This is a genomic window from Klebsiella sp. CN_Kp104 (assembly GCF_040064515.1).
GTDB lineage: Bacteria > Pseudomonadota > Gammaproteobacteria > Enterobacterales > Enterobacteriaceae > Klebsiella > Klebsiella aerogenes.
Genome location: NZ_JBEAII010000029.1, coordinates 49,931 through 69,091 on the forward strand (window position 1 = coordinate 49,931; position 19,161 = coordinate 69,091).

Annotated in this window: 17 protein-coding genes and 1 other RNA gene; 8 read left to right on the forward strand and 10 right to left on the reverse strand. The window is 58.2% G+C overall.

Annotation, left to right across the window (positions count from 1 at the left end):
* Window positions 1-46 precede the first annotated feature (46 nt).
* From bglA to ABLU80_RS15205, 5 genes are all read left to right on the forward strand, one after another.
* Window positions 47-1,480, forward strand: coding sequence for a 6-phospho-beta-glucosidase BglA (gene bglA, locus ABLU80_RS15185; RefSeq protein WP_058675870.1), 1,434 nt, complete (start codon window positions 47-49; stop codon window positions 1,478-1,480).
* A 124-nt stretch (window positions 1,481-1,604) separates the two neighbouring features.
* The gene (locus ABLU80_RS15190; RefSeq protein WP_015369786.1) at window positions 1,605-1,964 is read left to right on the forward strand and encodes a copper resistance protein; all 360 of its coding nucleotides are present in this window, start codon (window positions 1,605-1,607) and stop codon (window positions 1,962-1,964) included.
* Between the two features lie 49 nt (window positions 1,965-2,013).
* Window positions 2,014-4,023: a protein-disulfide reductase DsbD domain-containing protein gene (locus ABLU80_RS15195; protein WP_348850143.1), complete on the forward strand. Its 2,010-nt coding sequence runs from the start codon at window positions 2,014-2,016 to the stop codon at window positions 4,021-4,023.
* 1 nt (window position 4,024) lies between these two features.
* The gene (locus ABLU80_RS15200; RefSeq protein WP_348850144.1) at window positions 4,025-4,636 is read left to right on the forward strand and encodes a DsbA family protein; all 612 of its coding nucleotides are present in this window, start codon (window positions 4,025-4,027) and stop codon (window positions 4,634-4,636) included.
* A complete protein-coding gene (locus ABLU80_RS15205; RefSeq protein ID WP_045359416.1) occupies window positions 4,626-5,129 on the forward strand; it encodes a protein disulfide oxidoreductase in 504 nt (167 codons plus the stop codon). The genes ABLU80_RS15200 and ABLU80_RS15205 overlap by 11 nt, the downstream gene beginning before the upstream one ends.
* 195 nt (window positions 5,130-5,324) lie before the next feature.
* Here the strand turns inward: ABLU80_RS15205 and ABLU80_RS15210 are convergent, their stop codons facing one another.
* The 8 genes from ABLU80_RS15210 to ABLU80_RS15245 all read right to left on the reverse strand — a co-directional run bounded on the left by ABLU80_RS15210 (window position 5,325) and on the right by ABLU80_RS15245 (window position 15,372).
* Window positions 5,325-6,068: an SDR family oxidoreductase gene (locus tag ABLU80_RS15210; protein WP_020077975.1), complete on the reverse strand. Its 744-nt coding sequence runs from the start codon at window positions 6,066-6,068 to the stop codon at window positions 5,325-5,327.
* Between the two features lie 60 nt (window positions 6,069-6,128).
* Entirely contained in the window at window positions 6,129-9,002 is a 2,874-nt protein-coding gene (gcvP, locus tag ABLU80_RS15215) for an aminomethyl-transferring glycine dehydrogenase (RefSeq protein ID WP_348850145.1), read from the reverse strand.
* A 130-nt stretch (window positions 9,003-9,132) separates the two neighbouring features.
* A complete protein-coding gene (gene gcvH, locus ABLU80_RS15220; RefSeq protein WP_020077973.1) occupies window positions 9,133-9,522 on the reverse strand; it encodes a glycine cleavage system protein GcvH in 390 nt (129 codons plus the stop codon).
* Window positions 9,523-9,546: 24 nt separating this feature from the next.
* The gene (gcvT, locus tag ABLU80_RS15225; protein WP_002916480.1) at window positions 9,547-10,641 is read right to left on the reverse strand and encodes a glycine cleavage system aminomethyltransferase GcvT; all 1,095 of its coding nucleotides are present in this window, start codon (window positions 10,639-10,641) and stop codon (window positions 9,547-9,549) included.
* A 422-nt stretch (window positions 10,642-11,063) separates the two neighbouring features.
* Window positions 11,064-12,266, reverse strand: a complete 1,203-nt coding sequence (gene ubiI, locus ABLU80_RS15230; RefSeq protein WP_015369779.1) for an FAD-dependent 2-octaprenylphenol hydroxylase — start codon at window positions 12,264-12,266, stop codon at window positions 11,064-11,066.
* A 10-nt stretch (window positions 12,267-12,276) separates the two neighbouring features.
* Window positions 12,277-13,455 (reverse strand): 2-octaprenyl-6-methoxyphenyl hydroxylase, encoded by a 1,179-nt coding sequence (ubiH, locus tag ABLU80_RS15235; RefSeq protein ID WP_212769243.1) that lies wholly within the window; start codon window positions 13,453-13,455, stop codon window positions 12,277-12,279.
* Complete coding sequence (gene pepP / locus ABLU80_RS15240; RefSeq protein ID WP_032709116.1) at window positions 13,452-14,768, reverse strand: Xaa-Pro aminopeptidase; 1,317 nt, start codon at window positions 14,766-14,768, stop codon at window positions 13,452-13,454. Before pepP ends, ubiH begins: the two co-directional genes overlap by 4 nt.
* Before the next feature lie 25 nt (window positions 14,769-14,793).
* On the reverse strand, window positions 14,794-15,372 hold the full coding sequence (locus ABLU80_RS15245; protein ID WP_015703432.1) for a YecA family protein: 579 nt from the start codon (window positions 15,370-15,372) through the stop codon (window positions 14,794-14,796).
* A gap of 166 nt (window positions 15,373-15,538) precedes the next feature.
* Between ABLU80_RS15245 and zapA the strand changes: the two genes are divergently transcribed.
* The 3 genes from zapA to ABLU80_RS15260 all read left to right on the forward strand — a co-directional run bounded on the left by zapA (window position 15,539) and on the right by ABLU80_RS15260 (window position 16,789).
* Window positions 15,539-15,868, forward strand: coding sequence for a cell division protein ZapA (gene zapA, locus ABLU80_RS15250; RefSeq protein WP_004205298.1), 330 nt, complete (start codon window positions 15,539-15,541; stop codon window positions 15,866-15,868).
* A 41-nt stretch (window positions 15,869-15,909) separates the two neighbouring features.
* A non-coding RNA gene (ssrS, locus tag ABLU80_RS15255) (6S RNA) lies at window positions 15,910-16,093 on the forward strand.
* Window positions 16,094-16,192: 99 nt separating this feature from the next.
* The gene (locus tag ABLU80_RS15260) at window positions 16,193-16,789 is read left to right on the forward strand and encodes a 5-formyltetrahydrofolate cyclo-ligase (RefSeq protein WP_020077968.1); all 597 of its coding nucleotides are present in this window, start codon (window positions 16,193-16,195) and stop codon (window positions 16,787-16,789) included.
* An 86-nt stretch (window positions 16,790-16,875) separates the two neighbouring features.
* Here the strand turns inward: ABLU80_RS15260 and serA are convergent, their stop codons facing one another.
* Together serA and rpiA are read right to left on the reverse strand one after the other, a co-directional pair.
* Window positions 16,876-18,108 carry a phosphoglycerate dehydrogenase gene (gene serA / locus ABLU80_RS15265; protein ID WP_015369774.1) on the reverse strand — a complete coding sequence of 411 codons (1,233 nt, stop codon included), beginning with the start codon at window positions 18,106-18,108 and terminating at the stop codon, window positions 16,876-16,878.
* Window positions 18,109-18,376: 268 nt separating this feature from the next.
* The gene (gene rpiA / locus ABLU80_RS15270) at window positions 18,377-19,039 is read right to left on the reverse strand and encodes a ribose-5-phosphate isomerase RpiA (RefSeq protein WP_348850146.1); all 663 of its coding nucleotides are present in this window, start codon (window positions 19,037-19,039) and stop codon (window positions 18,377-18,379) included.
* Between the last annotated feature and the right edge of the window lie 122 nt (window positions 19,040-19,161).

Genomic DNA, 19,161 nt, shown 5'->3' on the forward strand with positions numbered 1-19,161 from the left:
CTTTGCTAGACTCAATCGCAATAGTTATTCATAGAGATTAGCAAAGATGAAAAAATTGACTCTTCCCAAAGACTTTTTATGGGGCGGCGCGGTCGCCGCGCATCAGGTTGAAGGTGGCTGGAATAAAGGCGGCAAAGGCCCCAGCATCTGCGATGTTTTGACCGGCGGGGCGCACGGCGTGCCGCGCGAAATCACCCAACAGGTCGAAGCGGGTAAGTATTACCCTAACCATGAAGCGGTTGATTTTTACGGCCACTACAAAGAAGACATCAAATTGTTCGCCGAGATGGGTTTCAAATGCTTCCGCACCTCCATTGCCTGGACCCGCATCTTCCCGCAGGGCGACGAAACTCAGCCAAATGAAGAAGGGCTGAAATTCTACGATGACATGTTTGATCAACTGCTGAAGTACAACATCGAGCCAGTGATCACCCTTTCCCACTTTGAAATGCCGCTGCATCTGGTACAGCAGTACGGCGGTTGGACCAACCGCAAAGTGGTCGATTTCTTTGTGCGCTTCGCCGAAGTTGTCTTTGAGCGCTATAAGCACAAAGTGAAATACTGGATGACCTTTAACGAGATCAATAACCAGCGTAACTGGCGCGCGCCGCTGTTCGGCTACTGCTGTTCCGGCGTGGTCTATACCGAGCATGAAAACCCGGAAGAGACCATGTACCAGGTGCTGCATCACCAGTTCGTCGCCAGCGCGCTGGCGGTGAAAGCGGCGCGTCGTATCAACCCGGAAATGCAGGTCGGCTGCATGCTGGCGATGGTCGCCCTCTACCCTTACTCCTGCAAACCGGAAGATGTCATGTTTGCCCAGGAGTCGATGCGCGAACGCTATGTCTTTACCGATGTCCAACTGCGCGGCTACTACCCGAGCTACGTGTTGAATGAATGGGAACGCCGCGGCTTCAACATCAAGATGGAAGACGGCGACGCGCAGATCCTGCGTGAAGGCACCTGCGCCTATCTCGGCTTCAGCTACTACATGACCAACGCGGTGAAAGCCGAAGGCGGCACCGGCGATGCCATTTCCGGCTTCGAAGGCAGCGTGCCGAACCCGCACGTGAAAGCCTCCGACTGGGGCTGGCAGATTGACCCGGTTGGCCTGCGTTACGCCCTGTGCGAACTGTATGAGCGCTACCAGAAGCCGCTGTTTATCGTGGAAAACGGCTTTGGCGCCTACGACAAAGTAGAAGCCGACGGCAGCATCAATGATGACTACCGCATCGATTATCTCCGCGCCCACGTCGAAGAGATGATTAAAGCGGTGACTTATGACGGCGTTGATCTGATGGGTTATACCCCATGGGGCTGCATCGACTGCGTCTCCTTCACCACTGGCCAGTACAGCAAACGCTACGGCTTCATCTACGTTAATAAACACGACGACGGCACCGGCGATATGTCCCGCTCGCGCAAGAAGAGCTTTAACTGGTACAAAGAAGTCATTGCCAGCAACGGCGAGAATCTGTAATTAACCGCCCTCTCCCGGCCGGGAGGGGGCAAATCACTTATCCGCCAGACACTTCTTTACAGCTTTACCATTGCTAAAACGCGTTCGCCCGATAAGATAGGCCTCGTGAATATTTGAGGCGACCATGATTAAGCGACAACGCAAAGCCATTCTTCTTGTACTTCTTGCCTGCCTGGTGGTGCTGATCTGCACCGCCCAGAGAATGGCGGGGATGCATGCGTTGGTGATGAACGTCACGGCCGCCAGCCAATCCGCCCAACCTGGCCCGGATAATGCCGAGGCGCCGGTCTCCCCCTGCGAACTCAGCGCCAAGTCGCTGATGGCCGTTCCGCCGATGCTGTTTGAAGGGGCGCTATTAGCGATCGCTCTGCTGCTGGCGGTGCTGGCGGCCATCCCGCCGCGCATTGAGCGAATCTGGCCTCCCCGCGTCATTTCTCCTCCCCGATTGCGGGTGCATCTACGATTATGCGTCTTCCGTGAGTGATTAATTCTCCTGACAGCTCAGGTTAATTTATTACTTACGGAGAAAATTTATGTTTATGGTATTCAGGCGACTGCTGGTCTGCCTGCTTTGGCTATGGCTGCCCGTCAGCCAGGCCGCCGATAGCGGCTGGCTGCGCGTCGCCGACAATCAACACGCCAGCGTGCGCCTGCGGGCGCAAAGCGAAAGCAATGGCGACACCCGCCTGCTTTTAGACGTAGCGCTGGAAAAGGGCTGGAAAACCTACTGGCGTTCGCCGGGCGAAGGCGGCATCGCGCCAGCTATCGCCTGGCACACGCCGCTGGAGGTTAACTGGCGCTGGCCGACGCCGCAACGCTTTGACGTCGCGGGCATTTCCACTCAGGGGTATCACGGCGACGTCAGCTTCCCGATGACCCTGCGCGGGAAAATACCGCCGACGCTCAGCGGCGTACTGACGCTCTCTACCTGCAGCAATGTCTGCATTCTCACTGACTACCCCTTTTCGCTGGATATGACGGCTCCGGCGGGGGAGCAATTTAATTACGATTTCACCCGCGCGATGGGCACGCTGCCCCTGCGCGACGGTCTCACCTCGGCGCTTAGCGCCAGCTACGTCAGCGGTAAGCTGAAGGTAACCGCCCGCCGCGATGCCGGCTGGCAGCAGCCAGCGCTGTTTATCGACAGCATGGAGGATGTCGATTTCGGCAAGCCGAGCTTTACCAGCCACGGCGATACGTTGACTGCCACCGTACCGGTCACCGATAGCTGGGGCGAAGCGGCGCCGGATCTGAGCGGCAAAACGCTGTCGCTGGTGCTGGCCGATAGCGGCCAGGCGCAGGAAAGCCATATCGCCATCGCCGCCGGCAGTGCCGCGCCGGGGCTGGCGTTAGGCTGGGTGCTGCTGATGGCGCTGGCCGGCGGGCTTATCCTCAACGTCATGCCTTGCGTGCTGCCGGTGTTGGCGATGAAACTCGGCTCATTGGTGCAAACCGAACGTCGTGAACGCGGCGCGGTGCGGCGGCAGTTCCTCGCCTCGGTATGCGGAATCGTCGTCTCCTTCCTGGCGCTGGCGCTGATGATGACCGCGCTACGCTTAGGTAATCAGGCGCTCGGCTGGGGGATCCAGTTCCAGAACCCGTGGTTTATCGGCGCGATGGCGCTGGTGATGGTGCTGTTCAGCGCCAGTTTATTGGGACTATTCGAAATCCGTCTCTCCTCCAGCGCCAGTACCTTCCTCGCCACCCGCGGCGGCAACGGCTTGATGGGCCATTTTTGGCAGGGCGCCTTCGCCACCCTGCTGGCGACGCCCTGTACCGCACCATTCCTCGGTACCGCCGTTTCGGTAGCGCTGGTGGCGCCGCTGCCGCTGCTGTGGGGGATTTTCTTCGCCATGGGGATCGGTATGAGCCTGCCGTGGCTGCTTATCGTCGCCTGGCCGGGTCTGGCGCAACGACTTCCACGTCCAGGCCGCTGGATGAATCATCTGCGCGTGGTGTTGGGGCTAATGATGCTTGGTTCAGCGCTATGGCTGGTTAGCCTGCTGACGATCCACATCGGCCGTACGCCGGTGCTTACCCTGCTGGTGATTCTGGCCATCTTCCTGCTCCTGGCCACCGCCTGGCGCTACCGTTGGCGTACGGCGCTGCGCGCGGGCGCTCTGGCCATCGTGGTGGCGGGCGCCGTCGCCTTTGTCGCACAACAGGACGGCCAGGGCCCGCGCCGAGACCGGGTTAACTGGCAGCCGCTCAGCGAGCAGGCTATCGCTAACGCCCTTGCGGAGCATAAACGGGTATTTATTGATGTCACCGCCGACTGGTGCGTGACCTGTAAAGCCAATAAATACAACGTGCTGCTGCGCGACGACATCCAGCAGGCGCTATCAGCGCCAGATGTGATCGCCTTACGCGGCGACTGGAGCCGCCCCTCCCCTGACATTAGTCAGTTTTTAACCGCACGCGGCAGCGCCGCGGTGCCGTTTAACCAGATTTACGGACCGGGATTGCCGCAGGGACAAATTCTGCCTGCGCTGTTAGACCGCGAACAACTTCTCGCCACCCTGTCCGCCGCTAAAGGAAAATAACATGAGAGCTATCACCGCCTTATTACTGCTGTGCGTATCGGCCTTCAGCTTCGCCGCGCCGGCGGAAAAACCACAATCGAACGGTAATGACCAGTTAGCCCAGCTGCTGTTTAACGATCCGAACAGCCCGCGTTCCGGCGCGAAAGAGCCAAAACTCACAATCGTCTCGTTTACCGATTACAACTGTCCTTACTGCAAACAGTTTGATCCGATGCTGGAAAAAATCGTCCACGATAATCCGGATATTCAGCTCATCGTTAAGCTGCTGCCGTTTAAAGGGCAGAGTTCGGTGAATGCCGCTAAAGCCGCGCTCTCCACCTGGCGTCAGCAGCCCGATAAATTCTGGGCGCTGCATCAGCGGCTGATGGCGAAAAAAGGCTATCACGATGACGCCAGCATCGCCGCCGCGCAGAAGAAAACCGCCACCGATAGCGTGAATATTGATGACAAGACCATGGATTCGCTGAAGATGAACCTGATTTTGTCGCAGGTGCTGAATATTCAGGGCACCCCGGCGACCATCATCGGCGATCAGATGGTGGCTGGCGCGATCCCTGCTGATGAGCTGGAGGGGCTGGTGAAAGAACAGCTGGCGAAAGCCCGTGGCCAGTAAAATCAGGCGCTGGCTACGCGAGCTGGCGGTGTGGCTGCTGATTGGCGCGGCGGTGAGCCTGGCGGTGGATTATTTTCGCCAGCCCGCGCTGCCGCAAAACTTCAGCGCCACATCGCTGCAGACACTCGACGGCAGGACGCTGGATCTGAACGCTATGAGTCAGCAAAAGCCGCTGCTGCTGTACGTCTGGGCGACCTGGTGCGGAGTCTGTCGCTATACCACGCCGTCGGTGGCATCACTTGCCGCCGACGGCGGCAATGTGCTGACGGTAGCCCTGCGTTCCGGCGATAACGCCGCGCTGGAGAAGTGGCTGACCAGGAAGAAAATGGCGCTGCCGACGGTAAATGATCCGAGCGGCCAGCTGGCGCGGCAGTGGGATATCCAGGTAACGCCAACGCTGGTGGTCATTTCTCAAGGCGAGGTGAAGTCGGTTACCACCGGCTGGACCAGCAGTTGGGGAATGCGCCTGAGGCTGTGGCTGGCCTCCTGGTAGACCGTCAGGTTCCCCGCTCGCGTTGTTGGGTAGCCCGGATAAGGCGTAACCGCCATCCGGGAAGGTTTCCCCGGCTCGCGCTGCGCTCAGCCGGGCTACGGGTACGCATCGTTGGGTAGCCCGGATAAGGCGTAGCCGCTATCCGGGAAGGTTACCCGGCAAGCGCAGCGCCGCCGGGCAATAGACATCTACGGGTTATTTCCCGCCCGCCAGTTCGAGGAAGCTACCCGTCACATACGACGCTTTGTCGCTCAGCAGCCAGGCAATGGCCTGAGCGACCTCTTCCGGCTGGCCGCCGCGCTGCATCGGTAGCGAATTTTTTACCCGATCCACGCGTCCCGGTTCGCCGCCGGAAGCATGCATCTCGGTATAAATCAGCCCCGGACGCACGCCGTTGACTCGAATCCCTTGCGCCGCCACTTCCAGCGCCAGCCCGGTCGTCAGGGTATCTACCGCCCCTTTCGACGCGGCATAGTCAACGTACTCTCCCGGCGCGCCAAGGCGCGAGGCCGCCGACGAAACGTTAACTATCGCCCCGCCCTTGCCGCCATGGCGATGCGACATCCGTTTTACCGCCTCGCGACAGCAGAGGAAGTAGCCGGTGACGTTGGTGGCCAGCACGCGGTTAATACGCTCGGCGCTCAGGCTCTCCACCGTACATTGGGTAAACAGGATCCCGGCGTTGTTGACCAACGCCGTCAGCGGTTCGCCCATACGGTCAATCGCCTCAAACATCGCCATCACCTGCGCTTCATCGCTGATATCCGCCCGCAGCGCCGTGGCTTTGCCGCCAGATTCAACTATGGTATTGACCACTTCGGTGGCGGCTTTAATGTTGTGATGGTAATTGACCGCGACGGTATACCCTTCCTGCGCCAACAGCAGCGCCGTCGCCCGGCCTATGCCGCGGCTCGCGCCGCTAATCAGAGCTATCGCCATACCTTCCCTCCAAAAAATAAAGGCGCCGCAGCGCCTTTAAAAGTTTAGCTAATTCGCCACTTACTGGTATTCGCTCATCGGTACGCAGGAGCAGAACAGGTTACGGTCGCCGTATACGTCATCCAGGCGTTTCACCGTTGGCCAGTACTTGTTATGCAACCCAGCCGGGAATACCGCCAGCTCACGGCTGTACGGATGGTTCCACTCGCTCACCAGCTCGCCCTGGGTGTGCGGCGCGTTCACCAGCGGGTTATCTTCCAGCGGCCATTCACCGGCTTTAACGCGATCGATTTCCGCGCGAATCGCCAGCATGGCGTCAATAAAGCGGTCCAGTTCTACCTTGCTTTCCGATTCCGTCGGCTCAACCATCAACGTCCCGGCGACCGGGAAGGACATGGTCGGCGCATGGAAACCAAAGTCGATCAGGCGTTTAGCAATATCCAGCTCGCTAATGCCGGTCTCTTCTTTCAGCGGACGAATATCGAGAATACATTCGTGCGCCACGCGACCGTCGCGGCCGGTATAGAGCACCGGGTAAGCATCTTTCAGCCGGGTAGCGATATAGTTGGCGTTGAGAATCGCGTTCTGGCTCGCCTGCTTCAGGCCTTCCGCGCCCATCATGCGGATATACATCCAGCTGATCGGCAGAATGGAAGCGCTGCCGAAAGGCGCGGCGGAAACCGCGCCCTGACGGGTCAGCATGCCTTCAATCTGTACCACGCTGTGGCCCGGTACAAACGGCGCCAGGTGCGCTTTCACGCCGATAGGGCCCATACCCGGACCGCCACCGCCGTGCGGAATGCAGAAGGTTTTATGCAGGTTGAGGTGCGAAACGTCAGCGCCGATAAAGCCCGGAGAAGTGATCCCGACCTGGGCGTTCATGTTGGCGCCGTCGAGATAAACCTGGCCGCCGAACTGATGCACTATCTCGCACACTTCACGGATGGTCTCTTCATACACGCCGTGGGTCGACGGATAGGTGACCATGATGCAGGAGAGATTCGCCCCTGCCTGCTCTGCTTTTTCACGCAGATCGGCAAGATCGATGTTGCCGTTTTTATCGCAGGCAACGACCACTACCTGCATACCCGCCATCTGCGCGGAAGCCGGGTTAGTGCCGTGCGCAGAGCTTGGGATCAGGCAGATATCGCGATGGCCTTCGTTGCGGCTCTCGTGATAGTGGCGAATCGCCAGCAGGCCAGCATACTCGCCCTGCGCGCCGGAGTTCGGCTGCATACAGACGGCGTCATAGCCGGTCAGTTTCACCAGCCAGTCTGAAAGCTGAGCGATCATCTGATGATAACCTTCCGCCTGCTCGACCGGGCAGAACGGGTGCAGCTCGGCAAATTCCGGCCAGGTGATCGGGATCATCTCCGCCGCGGCGTTCAGTTTCATGGTGCAGGAGCCCAGCGGGATCATCGCCTGGTTCAGCGCCAGATCTTTACGCTCCAGCGCGTGCATATAGCGCATCATCTCGGTTTCGCTATGGTAGCGGTTAAACACCGGATGGGTGAGGATCGCATCGTCGCGCAGCATCGCCGCCGGGATCGAACGGCTATCCAGCGCCACGTCTTTATCCAGGGTATCGATATCCAGACCGTGATCGTCGCCAACGATGGCGCGGAACAGGTTCAGCACATCTTCGCGGGTGGTCGCTTCATCGAGCGTAATGCCAACCGCGCCGTGAATATCGCTACGCAGGTTAATCTGCAGCGCTTCGGCACGCGCCAGCACCGCGGCTTTATCCGCCACTTCGACGCAAAGGGTGTCGAAGTAGTGAGCATGGCGCAGCTTCAGCCCTTTCTTCTTCAGGCCGTCGGCCAGAATGTCGGTCAGGCGATGAATGCGGCCAGCGATACGTTTCAGGCCCGCCGGGCCGTGGAATACCGCGTACAGGCTGGCGATGTTGGCCAGCAGAACCTGCGAGGTACAAATGTTGGAGTTCGCTTTCTCGCGGCGGATATGCTGCTCGCGAGTCTGCATCGCCATGCGCAGCGCGGTATTACCCGCCGCATCTTTCGATACGCCGATAATACGGCCCGGCATGGAGCGTTTGAATTCATCTTTCGCCGCGAAGAAGGCCGCGTGCGGGCCGCCATAGCCCATCGGCACGCCGAAACGTTGAGCGGAACCGAAGACAATATCGGCGCCCTGCTTCCCCGGCGCCGTCAGCAGCACCAGCGCCATAAAGTCGGCGGCGACGCTGACAATCACTTTGCGCGCTTTCAGCTCGGCGATCAGTTTACTGTAATCGTGGATTTCACCGGTGGTGCCAACCTGCTGCAGCAGCACGCCAAAAACATCCTGGTGATCGAGCACTTTGTCGGCGTCATCGACAATCACGTCGAAGCCAAAGGTTTCCGCACGGGTGCGAACCACATCCAGGGTTTGTGGATGAACGTCGGCGGCAACGAAGAAGCGGTTGGCGTTCTTCAGTTTGCTCACGCGTTTGGCCATCGCCATCGCTTCGGCGGCGGCGGTGGCTTCATCAAGCAGCGAAGCGGAAGCGATATCCAACCCGGTCAGATCCAGAGTGACCTGCTGGAAGTTGAGCAGCGATTCCAGACGGCCCTGGGATACTTCCGGTTGGTAAGGGGTATAGGCGGTGTACCAGCCCGGGTTTTCCAGCATGTTGCGCTGAATGACCGGCGGCAGTTGCACGGCGGTGTAGCCCATGCCGATGTAAGACTTGAAGCGCTTGTTGCGACCGGCGATCGCCTTCAGCTCCGCCAGCGCGGCGAATTCGGTAGTCGCGTCGCCCACCTGCGGTGGGGTCGCCAGCTGGATATCCTGCGGCACAATCTGGCCGATCAGGGCGTTAAGCGAATCCGCGCCGACGGTCTTCAGCATCTCTTGCTGCTGCTGAGCGTCCGAGCCAATGTGACGTTCAATAAAGGCGTCGCGGTTTTCAAGCTGACTTAAAGTCTGAGTCATGAGCGATGGTTCCTGAAACGTGCGGTGAATCGTGATTGTCTCTACTTACCTGAATTGCCCGGTGGCGCTAGCGCTTACCGGGCCTACAAAGTTCGTAGGCCGGATAAGCGCAGCGCCATCCGGCACACATTTATTCGTCTTCTAACAGAGCTTCATACGCGGCGGCATCCAGCAGCGCGGCAACCTGCGCTTCGTCGCTGGCTTTGATTTTGAAGATCCAACCGTCGCTATACGGGTCGCTGTTGACCAGTTCCGGAGAGTCGTTCAGCTCTTCGTTGACGGCAACGATTTCACCGCTAATCGGCGCGTAGATATCGGAAGCCGCTTTCACGGATTCGGCAACGGCGCAATCGGCGCCCGCTTCAACGGTGGCGCCCACTTCCGGCAGGTCAACGAAAACCATGTCGCCAAGCAGCTCCTGCGCGTGCTCGGTGATCCCGACGGTATAGGTGCCGTCCGCTTCTTTACGCAGCCACTCGTGTTCTTTGCTGTATTTCAGTTCTGCTGGTACGTTGCTCATCAATTCATCTCCAAAAAAGGGAAATCACACAATGGCTTTGCCATTGCGTACAAAACCAGGTTTAGTCACTTTTACCGGCATTTCACGGTTACGAATTTGCACCACCGCGGTGTCGCCAATCCCGGCCGGTACGCGAGCCAGCGCGATGCTGTAGCCCAGCGTCGGCGAGAAGGTGCCGCTGGTGATAATGCCTTCTTTTTGATTACCGTCGCTATCGGTAAAACGTACCGGCAGGCCGCCGCGCAGGACGCCTTTCTCGGTCATCACCAGGCCAACCAACTGCTCGGTGCCTTTTTCGCGCTGCATTTCCAGCGCTTCGCGGCCGATGAAGTTACGATCGGCGGGCTCCCAGGCGATAGTCCAGCCCATGTTCGCCGCCAGCGGCGAGACGCCTTCGTCCATCTCCTGGCCGTACAGATTCATCCCGGCTTCCAGGCGCAGGGTGTCGCGCGCGCCAAGACCGCAAGGCTTAACGCCGGCGTCCAGCAGACCGCGCCAGAAATCCGCCGCCTGCTCGTTCGGCATAGCGATTTCATAACCCGCTTCGCCGGTATAACCGGTGGTGGCGATAAACAGGTCGCCGGCCTGTACGCCGAAGAACGGCTTCATGCCTTCCACGGCCTGGCGCTGAGCGTCGGTGAACAGCGTCGCCGCCTTCGCTTTCGCCTGCGGGCCCTGCACCGCGATCAGCGACAGATCGTCGCGAACGGTAATTTCAAGACCGTAAGGTTCGGCTTGTTCGGAAATCCAGGCGAGGTCTTTTTCACGAGTGGCGGAGTTAACAACGAGGCGGAAATAATCTTCAGAAAGGAAATAAACAATCAGGTCATCGATGACGCCGGCGGAAGCGGTTAGCATGCCGGTGTAGAGCGCTTTGCCTGGGGTGGTAAGCTTCGCCACATCGTTTGCCAGCAAATAGCGCAAGAACTCTCTGATCCGGCTGCCGTGGAAATCGACGATGGTCATATGCGACACATCGAACATCCCTGCATCGCCGCGCACCGCGTGGTGCTCATCAATCTGGGACCCGTAATGCAGCGGCATCATCCAGCCATGGAAATCCACCATGCGAGCGCCGCACAGCGTGTGTTGTTCATACAACGGAGTCTGTTGAGCCATCTTTTCCTCATCGAATAAAACGGAACCAGCCACGATATTGTCGGCGATTTTGCGCCACGAAATCCGGCGACGGCACCGCTTACGGACACCGACGCAAACGTTCTCTTTTGCCTGAACTTACCACCGAACCCGGTGCTAAACCATAAGGTAAATCAGGACATCACATTAGCTTATGACCAAAGCGCGCCGAAAAGCCTACAGAGTTATTGACTGGAAAAAAGCGATTTGTGCCACATAAAATTAACATAATGAGCAAACCAGTCAGGTGATGATGGTGTTTTATGCGATTTTATGGGCCTAATTTCTTTAACAAAAAAAAGAGCACATTAATAAAACTAATGCGAAAAAAGAGGTGAAATTAGAATATTTCAAATGAGAGAGAAAACCCGGCACGCAGGCCGGGTAAAAGAAGTGTGACGGGGTTAACGTAACCAGGCGGGGAGATCGTTGAGGCCCATGGCCTGGCGAATCAACTGTGGTTTTACGCCAGGCAGCGAATCGGCCAGTTTGAGCCCCATATCGCGGAGGAGTTTCTTCGCCGGATGGCTGCCGGAAAACATTTCGCGGAACCCCTGCATACCCGCCAGCATCAGCGCGGCACTGTGCTTGCGGCTGCGCTCATAGCGGCGCAGGTACAAATGCTGACCGATATCTTTACCCTGCGCATGCAGGCGCTTCAGCTCGTCGATAAGCTCGGCGGCGTCCATAAAGCCAAGGTTCACCCCCTGCCCGGCCAGCGGATGAATAGTGTGGGCGGCATCGCCAACCAGCGCCAGACGATGGGCGGCGAACTGACGCGCGTAGCGTCCGGTCAGCGGGAAAACCTGCCGATCGCTTTCAAGCTGGCAAAGGCCAAGGCGATTATCAAAAGCGATGTTCAGCGCCTGGTTAAACGCGGCTGCATCGGCCTGCTGCATTCGCTGCGCCTCCTCCGGCGACAGCGACCAGACGATCGAGCACAGATGCGGATCGCTAAGCGGCAGGAAGGCCAGAATGCCTTCACCGTGGAACGCCTGACGCGCCACGGCCTGATGCGGCTCGGTGGTACGTATCGTCGCCACCAGCGCATGATGGCGATAGTCCCAGAAGGTCAGCGGAATATCGGCTTTATTACGCAGCCACGAATTGGCGCCATCGGCGCCGACCACCAGCCGCGCGGTCAGCATGCTGCCGTCCTGCAGGCTCAGAAAGGCTTCGTTTTCGCCCCACGCTACCTGCTGCAGTTGCGCAGGCGCCAGCAGGGTAACGTCAGCACAGCGCTGCGCCTTCTGCCACAGCGCGTGATGCACCACGGCATTTTCAATAATATGGCCCAGATGGCTAAAGCCCATGCTCTGGTCATCGAAGCTAATGCGGCCAAAGCTATCTTTGTCCCACACTTCCATGCCGTGATAGCAGCTGGCGCGCTGGGCGATGATTTCGCTCCAGACGCCCAGCTTATCCAGTAACTTTTCGCTGGCGGCATTAATAGCCGAAACGCGCAGCGCCGGCGGCGCATCGGCGTCAAGAGGCTGCGGCGCCGCTTGTTCCAGCACCGCGACGCGCAGGCCGCTGCCCTGTAAACCACAGGCTACCGCCAGTCCCACCATTCCGCCGCCAACAATGGCAACATCAACACTTTGCACGTTCTACTCCTTAACGGGGAACCCAACCGAGGGTACGCTGCGCCAGCGCATCGCGCGCCGGGGTAAATAATTCCATCGCCATCAGACCGACGTTGCGCCCCGCCACCAGCGGCGCCCAACGGTTGGCAAAGAGATGCACCAGCCCATCGGTCACGCCGATGGTGGCGGCTTTATCATCCGCTCGCCGCGCCTGGTAGCGGCACAGCAGAGAATAATTGCCCACATCCTCGCCGAGCGCATGGGCGTCGGCAAGCATTTCAGCCAGGCTCATCACGTCGCGCAGACCGAGATTAAAGCCCTGCCCGGCGATCGGGTGTAATGTCTGCGCCGCGTTGCCGACCAGCGCCAGACGGTGCGACACCGAACGGATAGCGGTGGTTAACGCCAGCGGATAAACACTACGCTTACCGGCATGGGTAATGCGCCCCAGCCGCCAGCCGAACGCCTGCTGTAATTGTTGGCAAAAACGTTCGTCAGACCAGCTCAGCACCTCATCGCGCCGCGACTGCGGATGGCACCACACCAGCGAACAGCGCCCTTGCGACATCGGCAGCATCGCCAGCGGACCGTGCTCGGTAAAGCGCTCGAAGGCGCGGCCTTCGTGCGGCAACGCGGTGCTAACGTTGGCGATAATCGCCAGTTGCTCATAGGGCTGCTGCTGCCAGCTAATGCCGCAGCGGGCGCCCAGCGACGAACGCGAACCATCTGCCGCCACCAGCAGCTTACCGTTGATCGTTTCGCCGCTATCGAGGGTGAGGCTGACGCTATCCTGGCTGCGGTTGACCGCTTCCACTTTCGCCGGACAGTGCAGGGTGACGCCCGGCGCCTCGCGCAGCAGGCTAAACAGCCGCTGGCCGACATCGTGGAGTTCAACCACCTGCCCCAGTGCCGACAGGCCGTAATCGGCCGCCGCCAGGTTTACAAACCCGGCATGGCCGCGGTCACTGACGTGTACCCGCTGGATAGGCGTCGCTCGTTTAGCAAGGTTCTGCCAGATACCGATGCGCGCCAGCTGCTGGCAGGTGCCCGCAGCGAGGGCGATCGCCCGATCGTCAAAACCTGGGTGGCGTGACGACGCCGGATCCTGCGCTTCAATCAGATGAACCGGCAGCGCGCCGCCGGTCATACGGGAGATGGCCAGCGCGAGCGTCGCGCCGGTCATCCCGCCGCCGACAATCAGCACGCTCATGACTGGCGCGCCGCCGCCATCAGCGCCTCGATCTCATCCGCCTTCTTCACCACGCTGGCGGTGAGATTTTCGTTGCCATCTTCGGTAATCACGATGTCATCTTCAATACGAATGCCGATGCCGCGATATTGTGCCGGTACGTCGGCGTCGGTGGCGATATACAGCCCCGGCTCGACGGTCAACACCATTCCCGGTTCCAGCACGCGCGAACGGTCGGTGTCGTAATTACCGACATCGTGCACATCCAGACCCAACCAGTGGCTCAGGCCATGCATGAAGTAAGGGCGGTGGGCGTTGTTGGCGATAAGCTCGTCAATCTCGCCTTTCAGGATCCCCAGCCGCACCAGGCCGGTAATCATAATGCGCACCACTTCCTGATTAACCTCATAAATGGAGGTACCCGGACGATACAGCTCCAGCGCGGTTTCCAGCGATTCCAGCACGATGTCGTAGATTTCACGCTGCGGTTTGCTGAATTTACCGTTAACCGGGAAGGTGCGGGTGATATCGCCCGCATAGCCGCGGTATTCACAGCCGGCGTCAATCAGCACTAAATCGCCATCACGCAGTTCGGATTCGTTTTCGGTGTAGTGCAGGATGCAGGCGTTTTCGCCGCCGCCAACGATGGTGTTATAAGACGGGAAACGCGCGCCATGGCGGTTGAATTCGTGGAGAATTTCGCCTTCCAGCTGATATTCGAACATGCCCGGGCGGCATTTTTCCATCGCCCGGGTATGGGCAAGGGCGGAAATTTCACCGGCGCGGCGCATCACTTCCAGCTCTTCCGCGGATTTAAACAGGCGCATTTCATGCACCACAGGCCGCCAGTCGATGACGGAGTTCGGCGCCTGCAGGTTCTGACGTGAACCTTTACGCAGTTTTTCGAGGGCGTTAAACACAATTTCATCGGCATAGGCATATTCGCCCTGGGCAAAATAGATAGCGTCCAGGCCGTTGAGCAGTTGATACAGCTGCTGGTTGATTTCGCTAAACGCCAGCGCGCGATCGACGCCGAGTTTACCCGGCGCGGCATCCTGGCCCAGACGGCGGCCAAACCAGATTTCCGCCGTCAGATCGCGAACGCGGTTAAACAGCACGCTATGATTGTGCGTTTCATCGCTTTTGATCAGCACCAGCAGCGCTTCCGGTTCGTTGAAGCCGGTGAAGTACCAAAAATCGCTGTTCTGCCGGTAGGGATATTCCGAATCTGCGCTGCGTACCGCTTCCGGCGCGGCAAAAATCAGCGCCGCGCTGCCCGGCTGCATCTGCGCCAATAATGCCTGGCGACGAGAAAGAAACTCCTGCTGTGTCATGACGCCCCCTGAATGTCGTTTTTATTTAGTGTAACGTTGGCTTGCGTACTTCCGGTGCGGTTGGCTGCTGGCGCGCGAAGGTATCGTGGCACAGTAACGCGGCGACGCGTACGTACTCAATAATCTCTTCGAGAGACATTTCCAGCTCTTCCTGGTCTTCATCTTCGTCGTAGCCGAGTTGCGCAATGTTACGCAGATCATCGATGGCTTCGCCGGTCTCATCCTTCACTTTATCCAGCTTCGGCTGGGTCACGCCAAGGCCGAGCAGGAAATGGTTTACCCAGCCCGCCAGCGCGTCGGCGCGGTCGAAAACGCTGACGTTGTCGCCTTCCGGCATATACAGCTGGAACAGGAAACCATCATCTTCCAGCGAATCGCTGGTGGCGGAATGCATGCTACGCAGCGCCTGGGCCAGTTCATGACCAAAGGCAAGGCCTTCGTTGGTCAGGTCATGCACCAGGGGCTGCCAGCTGCTGTCGGTGTTGCCGCCGCAAAGGATGCCGCTTATCAAACCGTGCATTTCGGCCGGGGTTAATCCCACCCCTTGTTGGTTCAGTAACTGGTCTACATCGTTGTAACCAGGCATTTCGTTCTGTATAGACATGCGCATTCGTCATCGTTGGGAGGAATATTCATGATATGCTACCACTTTGGACCCTGGTGAACCAGAAAAGGGCTTGTATCCCCGCACCAGGGTAGCTATAGTGTCGCCCCTTCGCAGAGCCGGGCTCGGACGTGAAGGCAGCGCAGTCAATCAGCAGGAAGGTGGCATGTCTGCACAACCCGTAGATCTCCAAATTTTTGGCCGTTCACTGCGAGTGAATTGCCCGCCTGAACAAAGGGATGCCCTGAATCAGGCAGCTGAAGACCTTAATCAGCGGTTGCAAGATTTAAAAGAACGCACTAGAGTCACAAATACTGAGCAGCTGGTCTTCATCGCCGCGTTGAACATCAGCTATGAGTTGACTCAGGAAAAAGCGAAGACCCGCGACTACGCCTCCAGTATGGAACAGCGCATTCGCATGCTTCAGCAGACCATCGAACAGGCATTGCTTGAGCAAGGTCGCATAAGCGAAAGACCGGGGTCGAAGTTTGAATAACACTTTGTCGTTAACTGTGTTAGAGTAATCGCAAGAACAAAATTTCTCTGAGATGTTTGCAAGCGGGCCAGTCCCCTGAGCCGATATTTCATACCACAAGAATGTGGCGCTCCACGGTTGGTGAGCATGCTCGGTTCGCCCGAGAAGCCTTAAAACTGTGACGACGCATTCACCTTGAACCAAGGGTTCAAGGGTTACAGCCTGCGGCGGCATCTCGGAGATTCCCTTCTTAAGTTCGCATTATCCCCTCAACGTTGTTTTCGGCCTGTGCCGCCCTGTATTACACTTTCCCGTATCGTTTCGCCTGCTCGTAATGAGACCAGCATGACTATACAGCCCGATATCCCGCTCTCCAGACAGCAAATTCGCCAGCAGATCCGCGAGCGTAGACGCGCGCTTAGCGCCGAACAGCAGCAGCGCTTCGCCCTGCAGGCCGCTGAACGAATGATGGCGTATCCGCCCGTCGTTCTCGCTCATACCGTGGCGCTGTTCCTCTCCTTCGACGGCGAGCTGGACACCCAACCGCTGATTGAGCAATTGTGGCGGGCGGGCAAGCGGGTTTATCTGCCGGTACTGCATCCGTTTAGCCCCGGTAATCTGCTGTTTTTACATTACCATCCGCAAAGCCAGCTGATTTTCAATCGCCTGAAGATTTACGAACCCAGGCTCGACGTGCGCGATGTCCTGCCGCTGGCCGAGCTCGATGTGTTGATTACCCCGCTGGTCGCCTTCGATGCCAGCGGTCAACGCCTGGGGATGGGCGGCGGTTTCTATGATCGTACTTTACAGAACTGGCGGCAGTATCGCCTGCAGCCGGTAGGCTACGCCCACGACTGCCAGCAGGTGGATACGCTGCCGAGCGAACAGTGGGATATACCGCTGCCGGCGGTGATTACGCCAGGTAAAACCTGGCGCTGGTAGAAAGTGATGTGGGTTCGAGAATTGCGCCCGGAAGGCGTTAAAAAAATACGGGCAGGTATGCGACCTGCCCGTGAGGCAACAACAAATTAGTACAGCAGACGGGCGCGGATGGTGCCCGGGATCGCTTTCATCGCCAGCAGCGCCTGCTGCGCGACGTCGCCATCGGCTTCGATATCAATTACCACATAGCCCATCTGCGGAGTCGTTTGCAGATACTGGGCGGCGATGTTGATGTTCTGCGCGGCGAAAATCTGGTTAAGCGCCGTCAGGATGCCCGGGCGGTTTTCATGAATATGCAGCAGACGGCGTCCGCCGTGCAGCGGCAGAGAAACCTCCGGGAAGTTCACCGCCGACAGCGTAGAACCGTTATCGGAATACTTCGCCAGCTTGCCTGCCACTTCCAGACCAATGTTTTCCTGCGCTTCCTGAGTTGAACCGCCGATATGCGGCGTCAGGATCACGTTATCGAATTCGCACAGCGGAGAGTTAAACGGATCGCTGTTGGTCGCCGGCTCCGTCGGGAAGACGTCAATGGCCGCGCCGGCCAGGTGTTTACGCGACAGCGCATCGCACAGCGCCGGGATATCGACCACCGTGCCGCGAGAGGCGTTGATCAGCAGCGCGCCCGGCTTCATCAGCGCCAGTTCTTCCGGCCCCATCATGTTTTTGGTGGAGGCGTTTTCCGGCACGTGCAGGCTAACGACATCGCTCATGTTCAGCAGGTCGGAGAGATGCTGAACCTGCGTGGCGTTGCCCAGCGGCAGTTTGTTTTCGATATCATAAAAATAGACGTGCATCCCCAGTGATTCCGCCAGAATGCCGAGCTGGGTGCCGATATGGCCGTAACCGATAATCCCCAGTTTTTTGCCGCGCGCTTCAAAGCTGCCTACCGCCTGCTTATTCCACACGCCGCGATGGGCCTTGGCGTTAGCTTCCGGCACGCCGCGCAGCATCAGCAGCAGCTCGCCGATGACCAGCTCAGCCACCGAACGGGTGTTCGAGAACGGGGCGTTAAATACCGGGATACCGCGCTTTGCCGCCGCATCCAGATCGACCTGATTGGTGCCGATACAGAAGCAGCCCACCGCCACCAGTTTTTCCGCCGCGGCGAAGATCTCTTCAGTCAGATGAGTACGGGAACGCAGGCCGATAAAATGGGCATCACGGATCGACGCTTTCAGCTCTTCAGTATCGAGCGCGCCTTTGTGAAATTCGATGTTGGTGTAACCTGCCGCACGAAGGTTATCGATTGCTTTCTGATGCACGCCTTCAACGAGCAGAAATTTAATCTTGTCTTTTTCCAGTGATACCTTAGCCATTTCCCCGTCCTGTTTTTATTGGTACTGATGTCGTGCTGAACAAAAACTCTTCCAGCAACATATCAAAAAAAACTATCGCGGCAATATGAACGTTTGCCTCGCCGACCTGAAGAAATATCACGTTGAAGCAAAAGACAGGACAAAACACCAGAAAGAGAATAGATGGCAGATTGTTACTCAGAAAGGTTACGTAAATGTGACACAAGTCACCAAATTAAGGCCATAGAAAAAAATTTAGGGGGAAGCGCGAAACTTCCCCCCGATCGTCTTATTTGTTGACGATGGTCTTCACGCCGTCGGCGGTACCGATCAGCGCCACGTCGGCGCCGCGGTTGGCGAACAACCCGACGGTCACCACGCCCGGGATACCGTTAATGGCGTTTTCCAGCGCGATAGCGTCAAGAATTTCCAGGCCGTATACATCGAGGATCACGTTGCCGTTATCCGTCACCACGCCCTGACGATATTCCGGGCGGCCGCCCAGTTTCACCAGTTGACGCGCGACGGCGCTACGCGCCATTGGGATCACTTCCACCGGCAGCGGGAAGTTGCCGAGGATATCAACCTGCTTAGAGGCGTCGGCGATACAGATAAACTTATCGGCAACCGAGGCGATGATCTTTTCGCGGGTCAGCGCCGCGCCGCCGCCTTTGATCATCTGCATGTGGCCGTTAATTTCATCCGCGCCGTCAACGTAGATGCCGAGGCGGTCAACGGAGTTAAGGTCGAATACCGGGATACCGAGGCTTTTCAGCTTCTCGGTGGAGGCGTCGGAGCTGGAGACCGCGCCTTCGATCTGCCCTTTCATGGTCCCAAGCGCATCAATAAAATGCGCCGCCGTGGAGCCGGTGCCGACACCGACAATGGTGCCCGGTTGTACATATTGCAGCGCTGCCCAGCCGACTGCTTTTTTCAGTTCATCCTGCGTCATGATTATCGTCCGAGATGTGAATACTTACCGCGCATTATAGAACATCGGCGGATGAAATGTCCCTGCGATGGCGATCACACATCTGAGCAGACCATTTTCGTCTTTATCAAAAACAAATTTAT